This is a genomic window from Sulfitobacter aestuariivivens, from assembly GCF_014763045.1.
Classification (GTDB): Bacteria; Pseudomonadota; Alphaproteobacteria; order Rhodobacterales; family Rhodobacteraceae; genus Sulfitobacter; species Sulfitobacter aestuariivivens.
This window is the reverse complement of record NZ_JACTAG010000001.1, coordinates 666,279-679,196: the sequence shown is the minus strand read 5'-3', so window position 1 is coordinate 679,196 and position 12,918 is coordinate 666,279. Positions and strand designations below refer to the sequence as shown.

At 59.4% G+C, this 12,918-nt stretch carries 13 protein-coding genes; 8 read left to right on the top strand and 5 right to left on the bottom strand.

The window, feature by feature from the left end; all coding sequences use genetic code 11:
• Positions 1-45 precede the first annotated feature (45 nt).
• The 3 genes from H9Q16_RS03370 to H9Q16_RS03360 all read right to left on the bottom strand — a co-directional run bounded on the left by H9Q16_RS03370 (position 46) and on the right by H9Q16_RS03360 (position 2,130).
• Positions 46-1,014 carry a DUF3179 domain-containing protein gene (locus H9Q16_RS03370; RefSeq protein WP_191073946.1) on the bottom strand — a complete coding sequence of 323 codons (969 nt, stop codon included), beginning with the start codon at positions 1,012-1,014 and terminating at the stop codon, positions 46-48.
• 62 nt (positions 1,015-1,076) lie between these two features.
• Positions 1,077-1,631, bottom strand: coding sequence for a peptidylprolyl isomerase (locus H9Q16_RS03365; protein ID WP_191073945.1), 555 nt, complete (start codon positions 1,629-1,631; stop codon positions 1,077-1,079).
• Positions 1,624-2,130 carry a peptidylprolyl isomerase gene (locus H9Q16_RS03360; protein WP_191073944.1) on the bottom strand — a complete coding sequence of 169 codons (507 nt, stop codon included), beginning with the start codon at positions 2,128-2,130 and terminating at the stop codon, positions 1,624-1,626. The genes H9Q16_RS03365 and H9Q16_RS03360 overlap by 8 nt, the downstream gene beginning before the upstream one ends.
• Before the next feature lie 131 nt (positions 2,131-2,261).
• On the opposite strand from H9Q16_RS03360, the gene H9Q16_RS03355 reads away from it, so the two are divergent.
• The 3 genes from H9Q16_RS03355 (at position 2,262) to H9Q16_RS03345 (ending at position 5,603) form a co-directional block, all read left to right on the top strand.
• On the top strand, positions 2,262-3,458 hold the full coding sequence (locus H9Q16_RS03355; RefSeq protein WP_191073943.1) for a phosphoglycerate kinase: 1,197 nt from the start codon (positions 2,262-2,264) through the stop codon (positions 3,456-3,458).
• An 81-nt stretch (positions 3,459-3,539) separates the two neighbouring features.
• Positions 3,540-5,150 carry a hypothetical protein gene (locus H9Q16_RS03350; RefSeq protein ID WP_191073942.1) on the top strand — a complete coding sequence of 537 codons (1,611 nt, stop codon included), beginning with the start codon at positions 3,540-3,542 and terminating at the stop codon, positions 5,148-5,150.
• Between the two features lie 153 nt (positions 5,151-5,303).
• Positions 5,304-5,603, top strand: a complete 300-nt coding sequence (locus tag H9Q16_RS03345) for an FtsB family cell division protein (protein WP_191073941.1) — start codon at positions 5,304-5,306, stop codon at positions 5,601-5,603.
• A 393-nt stretch (positions 5,604-5,996) separates the two neighbouring features.
• On the opposite strand, the gene H9Q16_RS03340 is transcribed toward H9Q16_RS03345, so the two are convergent.
• Positions 5,997-6,602 (bottom strand): PIN domain-containing protein, encoded by a 606-nt coding sequence (locus tag H9Q16_RS03340; protein WP_191073940.1) that lies wholly within the window; start codon positions 6,600-6,602, stop codon positions 5,997-5,999.
• Between the two features lie 688 nt (positions 6,603-7,290).
• Here H9Q16_RS03340 and pdhA point away from each other — a divergent pair.
• From pdhA to H9Q16_RS03315, 5 genes are read left to right on the top strand one after another with little or no spacing between them, the layout of a single operon-like run.
• On the top strand, positions 7,291-8,310 hold the full coding sequence (gene pdhA, locus H9Q16_RS03335) for a pyruvate dehydrogenase (acetyl-transferring) E1 component subunit alpha (RefSeq protein WP_191073939.1): 1,020 nt from the start codon (positions 7,291-7,293) through the stop codon (positions 8,308-8,310).
• 14 nt (positions 8,311-8,324) lie between these two features.
• Positions 8,325-8,759 carry a hypothetical protein gene (locus tag H9Q16_RS03330; protein ID WP_191073938.1) on the top strand — a complete coding sequence of 145 codons (435 nt, stop codon included), beginning with the start codon at positions 8,325-8,327 and terminating at the stop codon, positions 8,757-8,759.
• Positions 8,760-8,793: 34 nt separating this feature from the next.
• On the top strand, positions 8,794-9,180 hold the full coding sequence (locus H9Q16_RS03325; RefSeq protein WP_191073937.1) for a VOC family protein: 387 nt from the start codon (positions 8,794-8,796) through the stop codon (positions 9,178-9,180).
• A 1-nt stretch (position 9,181) separates the two neighbouring features.
• The gene (locus H9Q16_RS03320) at positions 9,182-10,561 is read left to right on the top strand and encodes a pyruvate dehydrogenase complex E1 component subunit beta (protein ID WP_191073936.1); all 1,380 of its coding nucleotides are present in this window, start codon (positions 9,182-9,184) and stop codon (positions 10,559-10,561) included.
• 12 nt (positions 10,562-10,573) lie between these two features.
• Positions 10,574-11,896, top strand: a complete 1,323-nt coding sequence (locus tag H9Q16_RS03315; protein ID WP_191073935.1) for a pyruvate dehydrogenase complex dihydrolipoamide acetyltransferase — start codon at positions 10,574-10,576, stop codon at positions 11,894-11,896.
• Between the two features lie 117 nt (positions 11,897-12,013).
• Here H9Q16_RS03315 and cysE read toward each other — a convergent pair whose 3' ends face one another.
• Positions 12,014-12,832, bottom strand: coding sequence for a serine O-acetyltransferase (cysE, locus tag H9Q16_RS03310; RefSeq protein WP_191073934.1), 819 nt, complete (start codon positions 12,830-12,832; stop codon positions 12,014-12,016).
• Between the last annotated feature and the right edge of the window lie 86 nt (positions 12,833-12,918).

The following is a 12,918-nucleotide window of genomic DNA, read 5'->3' as shown; positions in this document are numbered from 1 at the left end:
GCGATCCGTCACCATCCAAGCGCCCCATGGTGACACCACCGCGTGTCAGCGGCCCAACATCCAGGTGCCTTCCGGCCAAAACGCATGAAAAGCAAAAGCAAACATCACATCATGAGGCACATCACGCCCCTGCGTATCTTTCACGCGGATACTGCCGACATCGCGCCCTTTGCCAATCTGTCCGCTGTCAAGCGCTGAGGCCTGGCCGGGGCGCCAACTGATCGTGACGCCTGCCTCTGTCACCACTTCTGCCGCGGACAGGCGTGTCAACGGCCAGGCGTTGTCGCCGACCCGTATGACACGCGCCAGCGGATCGATGCCGTAGGGTGGGTTTTCGCCGTTATAGAGAAACGGTTTGGCCAATGTGTCGTACCCCCGGTAGGGATTGCGCCCGTAATCGCGGTTGTACGCCGGTTCCTCCATCACCAGACCGTCGGGATTGCGCGCGATGAATTCGTCCCAGCTCTCCATCCACGTTGGCAACTGGTCCAGCTCGACACCATTCATCTGCCCCACGATGCCCTGACCAATCGCTTGCTGCCACCAGCTTTGGGTTTCGCGGTCGTACATGATCATGTCCGAGTTGCGCAACTTGCCGCTGACCCCAAAGCTGAGCACCCTGCCCCGCACCCGGCGGTCAAAGGTGATGGCCGAATTACACAGTGGGCAGAACGTGACGGCGATGGGCACGCCCGCGACGGTGTCATTGACGATTTCATGCCATGTCAGATAGCGGATTGGATAGGCGCGCGGCGCTGCGCCGTCGATCTCGACCGCGATCACCGGCTCACGTGCACCGATCCGCCGCTCATCACTGGCGCTTCGAAACGCCGGCTTATCGATTGCGGGGATGCCGTCCTTGGGTGGGCCGCCCGACATGATCTCGGTCCAGTCGGGTACCGTCGTCTTGGAGAAATCAGTCTGCGGCCATTCGTGCCGCCACAAATTGGGATCAGCTAAAGCGGCGACCGCCCAAAGCAGCAGTGCAGAAAGCATAAGGACAAAACGGGTCATGCCCCATATTGGCCTGCGAAGGGCGGCACGGTCCAGCCGCCCCACGCAATCTTGAACGTACGTCAGTCGGTCACTGTGACCTTGGTCATCACATCCGGCGCGCCCACGATGGCACCGTTGCCACCTGTGCCGCGCTTGATGGCGTCAACCACGTCCTGTCCATCGGTGACCCTGCCAACAACCGTGTATTGACCATTCAGAAAGGGCGCATCGTCGAACATGATAAAGAACTGGCTGTTGGCAGAATTGATGCTCTGCTTGCGGCCCATGCCAACGATGCCCTTCTCATAGGCGATGTCCGAGAATTCAGCCGGCAGGTCGGGCTGGCCGCTGTCACCAAAGCCGGCCTGGCTCAGATCACCACCGACCTTGCCGAATTTCACGTCGCCCGTCTGCGCCATGAAACCGTCAATCACGCGGTGAAAGACCACGCCGTCATAGGCGCCAGCAGCTGCGAGGTCGGTGATCCGGGCCACGTGCTGCGGCGCGATATCTTCCAAAAGATCGATCTTGACGGTGCCGTTCGCTTCACCCGCAATCTCAATCTCCAGACCGGTCGCCAAGGCGCCTGTCGCGGCGCACCCCGCGACTGCGGCGCAAAGAACCAGATTACGCATCAGCGGCAACCTTGACGCTGATCATCCGATCGGGCTGCGCGGGCGGCTCGCCACGGGTGATCGCATCCACATGCTCCATCCCTTCGACAACCTGACCGTAAACAGTGTACTGGCCATTCAGAAAATCATTATCCTTGAAGTTGATGAAGAACTGGCTGTTGGCAGAATTCGGATTGGCCGAGCGCGCTGCACCAAGCGACCCACGGGCATGCGGCACCTTCGAAAATTCAGCTGGTACATCCGGCATGTCCGATGCGCCCGTGCCCGCACGCTGCAGGTTAAAGCCGTCTTCCATGTTGCCGTGCTGCACGTCGCCGGTCTGGGCCATGAAACCGTCGATGACACGGTGAAAGGCCACGTTGTCATATTTGCCAGCGCGCGCCAGTTCTTTCATGCGTGCACAATGTGCCGGTGCCACGTCGGGCAGCAGTTCGATGGTAACCGTGCCGGCGGGCAGTTCCATCAGGATGGTGTTTTCGGGATCTTTGATATCGGCCATGGTATGCTCCTGCGTATTACGTTGCTCAGCTAACTAGGCGGTGTGGCACGAATTGCCAAGCAGGTGCATTGACGCCACCGCTAAGAACGGCAAAACACGGCCCAGCGATGACGGGGCAGAAGGGGCGGACCATGGGCTGGAAGACGCTGGATCAGATGGAACTGCGCGGCAAGCGGGTGTTGGTTCGGGTGGACATCAACGTGCCGGTCGAGGACGGGCGTGTGACGGACGCCACGCGGATCGAACGGATCGTGCCCACCGTCCGGGACATTGTCGCGCGCGGTGGCAAACCCATCCTTATTGCCCACTTCGGGCGTCCCAAAGGCAAGGTGAACCTCGACATGAGCCTCGCGCAGGTTCAACCGGCCCTGCAGTCGGCACTGGGCCTTGATGTTGTGCTGGTCGAAACGCTGGAAGGCGCTGAAAATCTGACCGCCGAAGCGCTCTCCGCCGATGTGATCCTGCTCGAGAATATCCGCTTTTATCCCGGCGAAGAGGCCAACGACCCCGCATTTGCCCGCCGCCTTTCCGCCCTTGGCGATATCTACTGCAACGACGCTTTTTCGGCAGCACACCGCGCCCACGCCTCGACAGAGGCGCTTGCCCGAATGTTACCCGCAAGTGCAGGCCGCCTGATGCAGGCCGAATTGCAGGCTTTGGAAAAGGCCCTGTCGTCTCCGCAACGCCCGGTCGGTGCCGTTGTGGGCGGGGCCAAGGTGTCGACCAAGATCGAATTGCTGGAAAACCTCGTCAAACGGCTTGATGTGCTGATTATCGGTGGCGGCATGGCCAATACGTTTCTTGCAGCCCTCGGGGCCAATCTCGGCAAATCACTGCAGGAACCCGACTTTTTCGACACCGCCAGGGATATCATGGCCCAGGCACGCGAGGCCGGATGCCGGATCCTGTTGCCCTCTGATGGGCTGGTGGCGCGCGAATTTGCGGCGGGTGCCGCGCACAAGGTCTGCCAACTGGGCCCCCAAACAAGACTTGATGACGATCAGATGGTCCTCGACGCAGGCCCCGACAGTATCGCCCACATCCGACTGGCCATCGAGGGGCTGAAAACACTGATCTGGAACGGCCCGCTGGGCGCGTTCGAAATTGCCCCCTTCGACACCGCCACAGTGGCCGCGGCCCGTGCTGCAGCCAGACAAACACGCGACGGCACGCTGATCTCGGTTGCCGGTGGCGGCGATACGGTTGCGGCGCTCAATCAGGCGGGTGCGGCTGACGATTTCACCTATATCTCCACCGCCGGAGGGGCGTTTCTTGAGTGGATGGAAGGCAAGACACTGCCGGGTGTTGCCGCGCTCGAGGGGCGCTGAGGCACGTAGAAGTCCGGATTTCCCGACCTTGTCAAACGCCCGCCATCGTCCCAACCTTGTGTAAACCAGAAAGGACATTTGATGACCCGCATTGCCAGAATTGCCCGTATCGCCGCCCTCTCGACCTTGATCGCCAGCCCGCTCGCCGCTGAACCCGACCCGCAACCGGGGATCATGGAGTTCCTGTCACCCAACCGTATCGGAACCTTTCTGGCCAACGGCGCAATCGCTGCCCTGCGTACGCAAATGGAAGTGGAATACGAATATCTGGCCACCGACCTGATGCGGGGATCCGTGTCGATTTCCGGTGTCACGGCACGTCCGTTGCTGGCCTACGACCAGGCCCGCCAATGCGTCGTCACCGTCGACCGCGCGGTCATCAACACCGATGTCGCCAAACCTTTCGAAGTGGCCTCGGAACTCAACGTGAACCTGATCGGCGCCAAGGCGACCGCAGCCTGCCTGCCGCGCGATGTCGCGATGGGCCTGCGGGCGGCTGGTATCCGGGAAATCGATCTGGATCAGTTCAAGATCCGTGCGGCATACATCTATACGACCGGTGAGACGTCGGCAGATGTGACACTGGCGGTCAATGACTTTGCGACCCTCGATGCGTCCGCCAGCGGCATGATCCTGCCGCGTCTGGGTCAGTTCGGGCCGGGGGAACCGGCGTTTCGGGTGATGCGCGCGGTGGTCAGCCTCAAGGATCAGGGCGGATGGCAAAAAGTCAGCGCCATCCTGCCCCCCACGTTCCGTGACCCTGCAACCATCCGCGATATCGGCACCGAAGCCGTGACGCAATTTCTCAGCAACAACGGTCAGCGACAGGTCAGCGCCGTCGAACGAAACTTCGTGACCGAACTGATGGCGCGGGTCGAGGCCTTTGTCACAGATCCTGGCGAGATCACAATAGAGGCGAACCTGCCCGAGACCGGCATCGTGGTGGAGCCCGAGACCTACAACACCGAACCGCAGGCCCTGATCGCCGCCCTGGCGCTGGAGGCGCGCGCGACGCCGCTGTCGCGCACACGCATCCTCGCCAATGATGAGCTGAGCGCACTGACCGATCCATCCGCGCTGGATGCAGATCGCCTGCTTGTGCTCGGGCGTGCCCTGCTGGACGGCAACGGTGTGCCGCAGACCCCTGCACTAGTGCCAGATTTGCTCGAACGCTTGGTGGATGATCCGGGCGCCGGTGCCGAAGCCTCAGCGCTCATCGCCGCCGCCCTGCAAGATCGCGACCCTGCGGCCGCCTACCCCTATGCACTTGCGGCTGCAGCCGGGGGCATTCGTAAGGCCGTATCGCTGATGGACCAGCTCGAGAACCAGATTTCAACGCCCGAGGTGCTCTCGGCGCAAGCCGACACCCTTGCAGATCTAGGCGCACCGACAAATGTACTGGACGCCGTTGGTGACAGCGACGATCCGCGCCGCCTGCGGGCGCTGGCGCTTGCGCATTTCACCGGTTCGGGTGCGACGCGATCCTATGCGCAGGCCTATTACTTTGCCTTACTGGCAGAAGCCGCCGGCGATATCGGGGCCACTGCGCTGAAACAGGAAATCGAAGGCAGGTTCAGCGCGCGCGGCGATGCCGTCACCGCCGCGTGGGACGCACAAAGCGCCGCACTACAGGCCCGGGCCTTAAAAGATTGGATCGACGGTGGCCTCGCGGACCGCTACCTGACCCCATAAGCACGGGGAAGTGCCCGCACGGCCGCAACCCGATGATTACAGCACCTTTGGAAGAAAGTCGTAAGCTGCGGCAATAAAAGGGATTCACAAGGCGAATCAGGTGTGACATAGTCTTTGCACGCCCACCAAGAGGCGATCTGAGGCAGACCAGAGATGACCCGCACCGCACGACCTGCATTCGGCACCTTGCTGTTTTTCGCGATTGCGTTCGCGCTGAGCCTCTATTTCACATTCGCCGCCGTTCAGGGTGACTTCGGCCTCTTCCGCCGCGCGGAAATCGTCGCTGAAAGCCGGGACCTCAGAGTGCAGCTTGCCCAGGTGCGTGCTGATGTGTTGCGCATGGAAAACCTGACCAAACGTCTGTCGGACGATTACCTCGATCTCGATCTGCTAGACGAACGCGCCCGCACTGTGCTGGGCATGGTCCGCGCGGATGAAATTGTCATCCGCTGACGATTCACCAGACAGACGCTTTTGATAACCTAGGCGTCGGTCCGCTGGGCGGGACGCAGCAGACGTTGGTGCGAAGCCGTGCCGTCGCCTGTCCGCGGGAAGGCGAGCTAACCGCAGTTGCCCGGCACTTTATCCATCGACCTTGGTGTGACCATTTTATGAAGCACCAAGATCCACCAAACCGCCTGCCCGGTGGGGCGGACAGGCGACGGCACGGCGGCCCGCAAGCGGGCCTTGAATCCGTGCTGGGGTACTCAACTTCAACGTCCCCAAAGGGCTCACACCGGACGTGCGGCAATGCAGCGCAGTAAATCGGGTGTTTGAAACTATGAGTGACGGGTTTGCGGGACGAAGCGGTCATCCGTCACCCGCCAACTCTGAGACAAAAATCGGTCAACGTCGGACAATTTCAGGGCCATAACTTACGGACTGGTCGGAAAGAACAACGTGACCACGTGTCTTCAACTCATCAACTAAAGTTTCCAGATCATCTTGGTCCAGAGACTTCTTGAAAAGTGCGTTCACTGTTCCCCTGAGGGTTTTGACCTTTCTTGGACGCGAGGTTCCTCTGGACCTCAAGCTTTCAACAATCGCTTCGATTTTTTGATCCAGCGAGCTTGCGTTCGAGATTTTGACGAATGGGATCTCGGTTAGGTCAACATGACGGAGAGCGGCGATCTTTCTTTGTCGTAAATGCGCAACTAGCGGGTCGAAGCCCTTGTCGCGGGAAATGATGTGAAAGTACGCATTGGCATCTTTGGCTGCGAGTTCTCCCAAGTAGAACGCGATATGAAAGTCCAAGGCATTTGAGCCATTCCCAGTTATCTTCTGGTAGCCAGCGTTTTCTCCCAAAGCTTGCAGCGCCTCGGCGAAATCAAATGGTACAGTCTTTTGGTTGGCACCGACGAACACAACCAAATTGAAAGTATGTCCACGGAGGAGCTCCAGATTCTTTGGTTGAATATTCTCAAAGTCGATCAGAATATAATTGTTCTTCAAGGGGCGTGCTCCAATTCAACACCGATGCAAAACAGAACTTCGGGTCAAGTCAAGGTCGCTGGGTTCCCTGCCGACCTTTAAGGAAGCCCCAGCGTCCGCTTTGGGCTCCTACCGGACGTGCGGCAGCGCGGCGCAGCAAAATCGGGCGATCGGCACTTGCAGTGACGGGTGTGCGGACGAAGCCGCCGATTGATGGCGCGCGTCTCAGCACGGCTCTAAGGCGTAGCCGCCGTGCCATCGCCTGCCCGCCCCTCGGGTAGGCGATAACCCGGCGCGCGTTGTGGATGTCCGCAAGGGCCTCCATCCGAACCTCCAAACATAGTCACAACGCACAGTCCGGTCCCTAAACCACGCCAATTTACCGACCGGACACCGTCGCAATACCGACGTGATACCGACGCAAAACCGATGCCGCAATTTCCATATAAATAGGACTTAACAAAGTGATTCCCCACAAATCCCCCGATCACCCCACCGCGCGTTGCATCGACTGCCTGCGCAACGGCGTGGATGATGGTGTTCAAGGGGGCAATCATAAGATCTAAAAAAGGCATTTTGCCTTCGCCACAACAGACCTATCTTGTCCGTTACAAGACAACGTTTAATTGCCTCTACACTTCCGCGAAGGAATGTTATAAAAGATAGTTTAACGCTAAACTATCTAGGGACCCCGACAAAGGAGACGCCCGTGGCTGCCAAGAAAGTGACCAAGAAAGCTGACAAATCCAACGTGTCAGCGGATGAACTCAAGGCCTACTACAAGGACATGCTGCTGATCAGGCGGTTCGAGGAAAAGGCGGGTCAGCTTTACGGCATGGGTCTGATCGGCGGGTTCTGTCACCTTTATATCGGCCAGGAAGCCGTTGTTGTCGGATTGGAAGCGGCCGCCGAGGAAGGCGACAAGCGCATCACGTCCTACCGCGATCACGGGCATATGCTGGCCTGCGGCATGGACCCCAACGGTGTCATGGCCGAATTGACGGGCCGTGAAGGGGGCTATTCCAAGGGCAAGGGCGGCTCCATGCACATGTTCTCGAAAGAGAAGCATTTCTACGGCGGCCACGGCATTGTTGCAGCGCAGGTGCCGCTTGGGGCGGGCCTCGCCTTTGCGGACAAGTACAAGGAAAACGGTCGCGTCACCTTTACGTACTTCGGTGATGGTGCCGCCAATCAGGGCCAGGTGTACGAGACATTCAACATGGCTGCGTTGTGGAAGCTACCGGTGGTTTTTGTCATCGAAAACAACCAGTACGCCATGGGCACGTCCCAGCAACGCTCCACCTCCAGCGCGGAAATCTGGGAACGTGGCAAAGCGTTTGGCATCCCCGGCGAAGCCGTCGACGGGATGGATGTGCTGGCGGTAAAGGCAGCAGGCGAAACCGCCGTTGGCCACTGCCGCGCGGGCAAGGGCCCCTACATTCTTGAAATCAAGACTTACCGGTATCGCGGCCACTCCATGTCGGACCCGGCCAAGTATCGCACCCGCGAAGAAGTGCAGAAAATGCGCGACGAACGCGACCCGATCGAAGCTGTGCGCAACATGCTGCTGCAAGGCAAGCACGCAAGCGAGGACGACCTCAAAGCCATCGACAAGGAAATCAAGGGCATCGTGAACGAAAGCGCCGAATTCTCCAAGGAAAGCCCCGAACCGGATCTGAGCGAACTTTGGACAGACATTTATGCCAAAGAAGTGCCGCAGGAAGCCTGATGTGATCGCGCCTCATGGAACAGGAAATCACTCTAGAAACTCTAAGCGCTATCGGCCCGTATCTTGTGATCGCGGCCTTCCTTGGCTCTGTGATCCCCTCAGCGGTCAGCAAATGGCTGGTCTCGCTCATATTTGGCCAGCAAGTATCGTATTTTCTGATCCTGATGATATCGACCATCACGATCCTGATCTCGATCTTCATTCTGTTCTGGCTGGATCTGCTGGCACCCTTGATGGCCGAACGCGACATCCCCGCAGGCCCCAGCCTGCTGCTGGGCTTTGCCAGCTATCTGTTGCAGGCAACGATGCTGACGCTATTTGCACACGACACGGACGGCGATGCGGTTGCCCTGTGGAAATGGCTGATCGTGCTCGTCGTCCAATTTATCCTCTACATCCTGTTCAGCATGGCTCTGGCCTTTGTTCTCTTCGCTGTGGCAGCCGCATGAGACCATTACGCACCCGTCCGGAGGTCATGAACTGATGCCTCATTTCGAGATACACGCATCCGATGTGGACGCCGCCAAAACCTTCTATCAGGGCCTGTTCGGCTGGCAGTTTGACCCGATGCCAGGAGCCGAAGATGTCGCCTATCACCTGATCGAAGGCGCCGACATTGGAACGGGCAAAGGTGTGACCGGCGGCATTATGAAACGCATGGACAGCGCGCCCGCCCCCGGCGGCCCGATCCGTGGCGGCACAATGACCTTTGACGTAGACGACTGCGACGCCCGCTATGACTGGGCGCTCGCAAACGGTGGTGCAGAGGCACTGCCACCACAGGATTACCCCGGCATCGGCCGTTGCGCCTATGTCGAAGACGGCCAGGGCAACGTGGTCGGAATGATTACCCCAGCGGAGAGCACCTGATATGGCAACCGAAATTCTCATGCCCGCCCTGTCGCCCACCATGGAAGAAGGCACACTGGCCAAATGGCTGGTCAAGGAAGGCGATACGGTCAGTTCCGGCGACATCATGGCCGAGATCGAGACCGACAAGGCTACCATGGAATTCGAGGCCGTCGACGAAGGCACCATCGGCAAGATCCTGATTGAGGAAGGCACCGAAGGGGTCAAGGTCAACACCGCCATTGCCATTCTGCTGGAGGAGGGCGAAAGCGCTGATGATATCGAAAGCGCCCCTGCCTCCAAGCAAGAGCCAAAGGCAGAGCAATCCGCGCCCGCCGAGGCCAAAAAGGACGACACGCCCGCAGAAGGCCACACGCAGCCCAAACCTGATCTGACCCCTGACTGGCCTGATGGCACCACCCTCAAGCAGCAGACCGTCCGTGAGGCGCTGCGCGATGGCATGTCCGAAGAGATGCGCCGCGACGACAGCGTCTTCGTCATGGGCGAGGAGGTCGCGGAGTATCAGGGCGCCTACAAAATCACCCAAGGCATGCTGGATGAATTCGGGTCCAAGCGGGTGATCGACACGCCAATCACGGAACATGGATTTGCTGGCATCGGCGTTGGCGCGGCCTTCGGCGGGTTGCGCCCCATCGTGGAATTCATGACATTCAACTTTGCCATGCAGGCCATTGATCACATTATCAATTCGGCTGCAAAGACGCTCTATATGTCCGGCGGACAGATGGGCGCACCGATGGTCTTTCGGGGGCCAAACGGTGCTGCGGCACGTGTCGGCGCGCAGCACTCGCAAGACTATGCTGCCTGGTACATGCAAATTCCGGGGCTGAAGGTGGCCATGCCCTACTCCGCGTCGGACTACAAAGGTCTGATCAAGACCGCGATCCGCGATCCCAACCCGGTCATCTTTCTCGAGAACGAAATCCTCTATGGCCGCAGCTTCGACGTGCCCGAGGTCGACGATTATACCGTTCCCTTCGGCAAGGCCCGTATCTGGCGTGAGGGTTCTGACGTGACCATCGTCAGCTTTGGCATCGGGATGAGCTATGCGTTGGAAGCCGCCGAAAAGCTGGCCGAAGACGGGATCGACGCCGAAGTCATCGATCTGCGCACCCTGCGCCCGATGGACACCGACAGTATTCTCAAATCGGTGATGAAAACCAATCGCTGCGTCACCGTCGAAGAAGGCTGGCCCCAGCCTTCGGTCGGCAGCTTCATCTCTGGCGTGATCATGCAGGAAGCATTTGATTACCTGGACGCCCCGGTGATCAATTGCACCGGTAAGGACGTGCCAATGCCCTATGCTGCCAATCTGGAAAAACACGCGCTGGTCACGACCGACGAAGTGATCGAAGCTGTGCACAAAGTCACCTACAAATAGAGAGCGGAAGCCATGCCTACAGAAATTCTGATGCCCGCCCTGTCGCCTACAATGGAAGAAGGCACGCTGGCCAAATGGCTGGTCAAAGAAGGCGATGACGTCGCTTCCGGCGATGTGATGTGCGAGATCGAAACCGACAAGGCCACGATGGAATTCGAAGCGGTCGATGAAGGCACCATTGGCAAGATCCTCGTCGCGGAAGGCACAGAGGGCGTGAAGGTCAATCAACCCATCGCGATCCTGCTGGAAGAAGGCGAAAGCGCCGACGATATAGGCGAGGTCTCTGCACCCAAGGCGGACGCCTCCTCCAACGCGGCACCGGCTGACGCATCTCACGCGACCGAACCGGCCAAGGGCCATGGCCGAGGCGCGACAGACGCGACACCCGCCGCTAGTCCAGAGCGCAAGGATGGGGAGCGCATCTTCGCCTCACCACTGGCGCGGCGCATCGCAGCAGACAAAGGGCTCGACCTTGCAAACATCAGCGGTTCCGGACCGCATGGCCGGATCGTGAAGGCCGACGTCGAAGGGCTCAGCACGTCGGATGCACCTGCCAAAGAGGCCCCTCAGGCCGAGCCTGCCAAGGCGGCGGCTCCGGCCACCGGTCCATCGGCAGATGTCGTCGCCCGGATGTATGAAGATCGCGAATACGAAGATATCAAACTCGATGGCATGCGCAAAACAATCGCCGCCCGCCTGACCGAAGCCAAACAAAGCATTCCGCATTTTTACCTGCGGCGCGACATCCATCTGGACGCGCTGCTGTCCTTCCGCGGTCAGCTCAACAAGCAGCTCGAACCGCGCGGCATCAAGCTTTCGGTCAATGACTTCATCATCAAGGCCTGCGCCCTGGCCCTGCAGCAGGTGCCTGACGCCAATGCGGTCTGGGCCGGTGACCGGATCCTCAAACTCACGCCCTCAGACGTGGCCGTGGCCGTCGCGATCGAAGGAGGCCTTTTCACACCGGTCCTGAAGGATGCACACCAAAAATCACTCTCCGCCCTCTCGTCAGAGATGAAGGACCTTGCCGGCCGCGCTCGCGACCGAAAGCTGGCCCCGCATGAGTATCAGGGCGGCAGCTTTGCCATTTCAAACCTGGGTATGTTCGGCATCGACAACTTTGATGCGGTGATCAACCCGCCGCATGGGGCGATCCTGGCCGTGGGCGCAGGCGTCAAAAAACCTGTCGTCAACGCCGAAGGCGCGGTCGATGTGGCGACGGTAATGTCGGTCACGCTCTCTGTCGATCACCGCGTCATTGACGGTGCCTTGGGGGCAGAACTGCTGCAGGCCATCAAGGAAAATCTCGAAGCACCGATGACAATGCTGGCCTGACCTGCCGGTCAGACCAAACACGCAAATCTTCTGGCGGAAAATATCCCGGGTGTGTGAGGGTAGAACCCTCACCCGCCGAGCCCCGGCTCGGCGGCGCCACGTCGCCGTCAGGCGAAATCACCCGTCAATGTCCCACGGTCCCAGCATGTGGTTCATCGAAACCGCTGGCTGATCGCATCCCGCCTCGCCGACGATCCGCGCCGGGATACCCGCCACGGTCTTGCACGCAGGGACCTCCTCCAGAACAACCGAACCGGCCGCAATGCGACTGCACTTGCCCACCTTAATATTCCCCAGAACCTTGGCACCGGCCCCAATCAGCACACCATCCGCGATCTTTGGATGGCGATCCTCTTCCTCTTTGCCGGTCCCCCCAAGCGTGACAGAATGCAGCATCGAAACGTTGTCTCCCACCACAGCAGTCTCGCCAATGACGATCGAATGGGCATGGTCAATCATGATGCCCTTGCCCAGTGTCGCGCCGGGATGAATATCAACCCCAAATATCTCCGACACCCGCATCTGCACGAAATACGCCAGATCTCGCTTGCCTGTCCGAAACAGGTAGTTGCCCACCCGATAGGCCTGAACCGCCTGATATCCCTTGAAGAACAGGATCGGTTGCAAAAACCGGTGACAGGCCGGATCGCGCTCGTAAACAGCAACCAGATCGGCCCGCGCCGCTTCGATCAAAGCGGGCTCATTGGCATAGGCTTCCTCCACGATCTCACGGATCACCACCATCGACATCTCGTTCGACGCAAGCTTGGCCGCAATCCGGTAGGATAGCGCGCGTTCAATGGATTTGTGGTGCAGAATACAGGCGTGGATAAATCCGCCCATCAAGGGCTCATCAGAAACAGCAGCCTGTGCTTCTGTCATGATCCGATCCCACACCGGGTCGATCTGGGCAAGTTTTCGTTGCGGGTCCGCCATGGTCCGGCTCCTTTGCAAGTCTCAGGTCACGTCATGCCGCAACATTAAACCAAAAGCAAACCGGATCGGCATCACAATTCATATGT

What these genes read in the sequence shown, in the direction of transcription:
- cysE (WP_191073934.1), bottom strand. Translation starts at nt 12,832, where the DNA reads ATGGCGGACCCGCAACGAAAACTTGCCCAGATCGACCCGGTGTGGGAT.
- H9Q16_RS03320 (WP_191073936.1), top strand. Translation starts at nt 9,182, where the DNA reads ATGGCAACCGAAATTCTCATGCCCGCCCTGTCGCCCACCATGGAAGAA.
- H9Q16_RS03360 (WP_191073944.1), bottom strand. Translation starts at nt 2,130, where the DNA reads ATGGCCGATATCAAAGATCCCGAAAACACCATCCTGATGGAACTGCCC.
- H9Q16_RS03350 (WP_191073942.1), top strand. Translation starts at nt 3,540, where the DNA reads ATGACCCGCATTGCCAGAATTGCCCGTATCGCCGCCCTCTCGACCTTG.
- H9Q16_RS03330 (WP_191073938.1), top strand. Translation starts at nt 8,325, where the DNA reads ATGGAACAGGAAATCACTCTAGAAACTCTAAGCGCTATCGGCCCGTAT.
- H9Q16_RS03370 (WP_191073946.1), bottom strand. Translation starts at nt 1,014, where the DNA reads ATGACCCGTTTTGTCCTTATGCTTTCTGCACTGCTGCTTTGGGCGGTC.
- H9Q16_RS03325 (WP_191073937.1), top strand. Translation starts at nt 8,794, where the DNA reads ATGCCTCATTTCGAGATACACGCATCCGATGTGGACGCCGCCAAAACC.
- H9Q16_RS03355 (WP_191073943.1), top strand. Translation starts at nt 2,262, where the DNA reads ATGGGCTGGAAGACGCTGGATCAGATGGAACTGCGCGGCAAGCGGGTG.
- H9Q16_RS03365 (WP_191073945.1), bottom strand. Translation starts at nt 1,631, where the DNA reads ATGCGTAATCTGGTTCTTTGCGCCGCAGTCGCGGGGTGCGCCGCGACA.
- H9Q16_RS03315 (WP_191073935.1), top strand. Translation starts at nt 10,574, where the DNA reads ATGCCTACAGAAATTCTGATGCCCGCCCTGTCGCCTACAATGGAAGAA.
- H9Q16_RS03345 (WP_191073941.1), top strand. Translation starts at nt 5,304, where the DNA reads ATGACCCGCACCGCACGACCTGCATTCGGCACCTTGCTGTTTTTCGCG.